This is a genomic window from Sandarakinorhabdus oryzae, from assembly GCF_009733735.1.
GTDB classification, from domain to species: Bacteria; Pseudomonadota; Alphaproteobacteria; order Sphingomonadales; family Sphingomonadaceae; genus Sandarakinorhabdus; species Sandarakinorhabdus oryzae.
The window spans coordinates 1-2527 of sequence record NZ_WNJP01000268.1; the positions used below are offsets into that span (position 1 = coordinate 1).

At 67.9% G+C, this 2527-nt stretch carries 4 protein-coding genes; 1 reads left to right on the forward strand and 3 read right to left on the reverse strand.

Annotation, left to right across the window (positions count from 1 at the left end; genetic code table 11):
* Together GJ693_RS15385 and GJ693_RS15390 are read right to left on the reverse strand one after the other, a co-directional pair.
* Positions 1-623: DUF2332 family protein (locus tag GJ693_RS15385; protein WP_156257124.1), on the reverse strand; the 623-nt coding region annotated here is incomplete at its 3' end.
* Between the two features lie 6 nt (positions 624-629).
* On the reverse strand, positions 630-947 hold the full coding sequence (locus GJ693_RS15390; protein WP_156257125.1) for a 2Fe-2S iron-sulfur cluster-binding protein: 318 nt from the start codon (positions 945-947) through the stop codon (positions 630-632).
* 87 nt (positions 948-1034) lie between these two features.
* Here GJ693_RS15390 and GJ693_RS15395 point away from each other — a divergent pair, with 87 nt between their 5' ends.
* Positions 1035-1982, forward strand: coding sequence for an NAD(P)-dependent oxidoreductase (locus tag GJ693_RS15395; protein WP_156257126.1), 948 nt, complete (start codon positions 1035-1037; stop codon positions 1980-1982).
* Here GJ693_RS15395 and GJ693_RS15400 read toward each other — a convergent pair.
* On the reverse strand, positions 1983-2527 hold a 545-nt coding region (locus GJ693_RS15400), incomplete at its 5' end, for a DUF1134 domain-containing protein (protein WP_156257127.1).

The window sequence follows — 2527 nt, forward strand, 5'->3', positions numbered from 1 at the left end:
AGCGGGCTGATATCGACGCCGCTGCGCGCCACCACCGTCACCGGCGCCAGCGGCGGCGGCTGCCCGCTCCAGTCCGGCGCCAGCTGCACCGGGCTGCTGGCATCGCCGGCCGTCGCTGCACCCAACTGATAGGCGAAACGATCCATGTTGAGGTTGAGCCCGGCCGATGCGCCCAGTTCGAACAGCCGCACCGGCAGGCCATCGCAGGCCGCCACCGCCGCCATCACGCCGGGAAACAGCACCCCGGCCCGCGCCACCTCGTTGGTTTGCGGCGGGCTGTCGAGAAAGTCATGCACGGCGCGGTCCAGCGCCGGATCGGCCAGCGTGGTGCGGATGGCGGCTGCCAATGTGGCGACATCGGGCAGCGCGGCCGGCGGATAGAGCGGCTGCAGGGCCGGTGCCCGCCCTGCCCGCACCAGCAGGTTGAACGCACCGGTGACGCGCATCATCAGCGCATCGGCCATCGGCTCGCCCGGCCAGGACGCGATGCGCCGCCCGGTGGCGCTGCTGTCGTCGAGTGCGCTGATCGCCGCCTCGCAGACCAGACCGGTCAAGGGCGCGGCAAACAGCCGACAGAACGCGGCCTGGCGGGCAAAGGCCGCGGCAACCGCGCCTTCGAGCATCGTCGCTCAATCCTCCGGCGCGATGGTGACGGTCAGGCCGTCAAGCGCCGGCGTGAACGGGATCTGGCACGACAGCCGGCTGTTGGGCCGGTTGTTGTCCGACGAATCGAGCAGGTCGGCTTCATCGGCGCCCGCCGGGCCGGTGCGTACCATATCACCTTCGGCCACGTGCACGTGGCAGGTGGCGCAGGAACAGCAGCCGCCGCATAGCGCGAGCAGTTCGGAAATGCCGGCATCCTTGATGATTTCCATGACGCTCATGCCGGGGTTTGCCGGCAACACATGGCTTTGTCCGTCGCGGGTGATCACGGTGATGCTGGCCATCTTGTCCTCTGCGTTGCAAGTGAAGTCATCCGCCCTGTAGCGGCGCGCTGCACGCCGCGCTAGGGGAGGACGACGAGGGAGGACAAGATGCGCGTTGCCCACCAATTTGCCCCGCCGATGTCGGCCCTGCTGGCCGGCCTGCCCGGCATCACGTCGGCCACCCATATCCCGCAGGACAACGACCGTTGGGCGCTGCCCATCGATGTCGATGTGCTGTTCGTGCTCCACGGTGAAGGCGAGACCCGGGCACTCGCTGCGGAGGCTCCGCGTCCGCAAGGCTGGCCTGGCCAGGTCAAGCTGGTGCAGCTGGCCAGTTCGGGTGCCGATGATTACCCGCCGTGGATCTGGGAGGCGCCGGCCGTCGCCAGCGCATCGGGCACCACCGCCATCCCGATTGCCGAGTATGCCATGGCGGTGATGCTCGCCCACACCAAGCGGCTTGCCGAAATCACTCTGAAGGCTGGCGATGTCTGGCCGGAACGCGATGCCATGATGGGCCGACCGCTGGGCACATTGAATGGCCGCACGCTGGGCCTGGTGGGCCTGGGCAATATCGCCCGCCAGGTCGGCCGCTATGCCAATGCCTTCAACATGAAGATCATCGCCGCCCGCGCGTCCGCTGCGCCATCACCCGATCCGTGGATATCGACCGCGCCGATCGACGAGGTCGTGGCCCAGGCCGATCACCTGGTGCTGGCTGCCCCGATCACGCCGGCGACGCAGCATCTGCTGAACGCCGAACGGCTGGCCAGGATGAAGAGCGATGCGCACATCATCAATGTCGGCCGCGGCGGCCTGATCGATCAGGACGCGCTGCTGGCGCAGTTGGACAAGGGCCGGCTGTGGGCCAGCCTGGACGTCACCGATCCGGAACCGCTGCCGGCCGGCCATCCGCTGATCGGCCACCCGCGCGCCCGCATCACCCCGCATCTGTCGTGGAGCAATCCCGACATCAACCGCGCCATCATGGAACGGCTGGTGCAGAATATCGGCCGCCTCACCGCCGGGCAGGCGCTGCTCGGTCAGATCAAGTGATCAGAAGGGCAGGATCTTGCCCTTCTTGGAGAATTTCAGATAGCCGCCGTTGAGGCCAAGCCGCCAGCCAACGCCCAGCTTGATCGGCACGATCACCACATTGCCGCGCTGCAGATAATTGGCGGTGAAGCCGCCGATCAGATAGGCCTTGCCCTCCGCCGCCGGGTAGCGGTGGAACAGATCCTCGGTGTCGTTGAGGTTGTAGACCAGCGCGAACACCTTGGAGCCATCGCCGCCGATGTCGAAACCCACACTCGGCCCGGTCCAGTGGACTTTTCGGTCGCCTTCCACCTTGTGATACAGCGTGCCCGAACCATAGCGCAGGCCAACGATGATGGCGCCGCCGGCTTCCTTGCCGACGATATAGGCGTTGGGCTGGCCGCGATCCTTGAAGGTCTTGCGGACAATGTCGGCCAGGCCTTCGGCACCCTTGCCGAACACGCCTTCGGCCGCCCCCAGCACGTCTTCCTCGGCATAGGTGGTGGCCGGCTCTGGCGGTGGCGGCGCCGGCGTGGCGGCGGCGGGCGCCTGGGCAGGCGGCGGCG